This window comes from Streptomyces ureilyticus (genome assembly GCF_011045025.1).
In the GTDB taxonomy this organism is placed as follows: Bacteria; Actinomycetota; Actinomycetes; order Streptomycetales; family Streptomycetaceae; genus Streptomyces; species Streptomyces ureilyticus.
The window spans coordinates 1-1,626 of record NZ_JAAKZX010000446.1 but is presented as its reverse complement, the minus strand read 5'-3'; the positions used below and the strand labels follow the sequence as shown (position 1 = coordinate 1,626).

Genomic DNA, 1,626 nt, shown 5'->3' with positions numbered 1-1,626 from the left:
CCCCACGGCCGCCATCCCCTTACCCCACCCGTTCGTTCCGCAGTTCCGAAAGGAAACCCACGACATGGAAGGCACCATCCTGGTCGCCACCGCGGGCCAGGGCGTCCTGCGCTCCTCCGACGACGGCGCCACGTGGTCCCGTCTCGGACTCGGACAGGCCCTGGAGTTCGACGCCGTCGTCCGCTGCCTGGCCGTACATCCCGAACAGCCCGACGTCGTCTTCGCCGGCGCCGACGCGGGACTCGTGCGCAGCGCCGACGCCGGCGTCACCTGGCAACGCGTCGACTCGCCCATGAACGACCGGACCATCTGGTCGCTGGCGATCGACCCCACCCATCCGGACACGATGCTCGCCGGAACCGGCGCCCCCTCCCGGGCCGCCATGTTCCGCACCACGGACGGCGGGGCGACCTGGGAACAACTGCCCCCGGAAATCCCGGAGTTCTGCGCGGGCGTCAACCGCCCCAGGATCCTGACCTGTGTCGTCGACCGCTACGAACCCAAGAACATGTGGTTCGGCATCGAGGAGGGCGGCCTGTGGCGCAGCGGTGACCGGGGCGACACCTGGGAGCGGATCGACGGCACACCCGCCACCCTGCCCCACGGCGTCACCAACTCCGACATCCACTGCGTAGTCGTCCTGGAAGGCCCGCCGAAGACGATCGTCGTCGCCGTCGTCAACGCGCTCTTCGTCAGCCAGGACGACGGCGCCACCTGGACCCGTACCGACTCCCGCAAAACGTTCGGCATCTACTACACCCGGCTGGTCAAGCAACTCCCCGGCACCGACGACCTGCTGCTCGGCATCGGCGACGGCACCCCCGGTACCACGACCAGGATCCTGCGCTCCGAGGACCTGGGGCGCACCTGGCAGGACACCGCCCTGGACACGCCCGCCAACTCGACCGTCTGGGCCTTCGGCACCCACGCCGCCGACCCGGAACTGGTCTTCGCGGGAACGAAGTACGGCCATCTCCTCCGCTCCACCGACGCCGGCCGCACCTGGCGCAAGGAATGGCGCGAGTTCAGCGAGATCACCGACGTGACCTGGACTCCGGCAGTAGCACCCGCCACGGAAGGACACTGACCTTGGACCCCGACGAGCGCGTACTCGACCCGAACGAGGAGCCCACGCCGATCCCCGCCGACCCGCAGGACGCTGCGAAGCCGCGGGTACGCCGCACCCATTTGTCACTGTTCGTCCGCGACCCGGAGGCCTCGGCCAAGTGGTACGAGGACGTCCTCGGCATGGAGGTCACCGCACGCGGCCCGCACTGGGTGTTCCTGTCCTTCGGCAAGAAGCACCACGACATCGCCCTCATCCGCGCCGAGGAGGGAGCCGACACCGGAGGTGTCGGACTGCAGCACTACGGCCTTGAGGTGGAGGGCGACCTCGACGAGTGGCGGCGGCTGTACGGAATGCTGCTGGCCAAGGGCGTGCCCGTGGTGAAGACCACGGATCACAAGATCGGCTTCGGCCTCTACTTCACCGATCCGGACGGCAACCGCTTCGAGTTCTTCCACGAGACGGTCACCGACGACGAGGAGGGCAAACGCATCCTCGGCCTGTACGGCGCCCCCAGCGAGCCGGTGGAGATCGAGCCACTCCGCGGCTAGCCCCTGCCG

At 69.0% G+C, this 1,626-nt stretch carries 2 protein-coding genes; both read left to right on the top strand.

The genetic code is table 11. From position 1 onward, the window contains the following. Positions 1–64 precede the first annotated feature (64 nt). Complete coding sequence (locus G6048_RS48020; protein ID WP_165345887.1) at positions 65–1,087, top strand: WD40/YVTN/BNR-like repeat-containing protein; 1,023 nt, start codon at positions 65–67, stop codon at positions 1,085–1,087. Between the two features lie 2 nt (positions 1,088–1,089). After that, entirely contained in the window at positions 1,090–1,617 is a 528-nt protein-coding gene (locus G6048_RS48015) for a VOC family protein (protein ID WP_235991158.1), read from the top strand. The last annotated feature ends 9 nt before the right edge of the window (positions 1,618–1,626 follow it).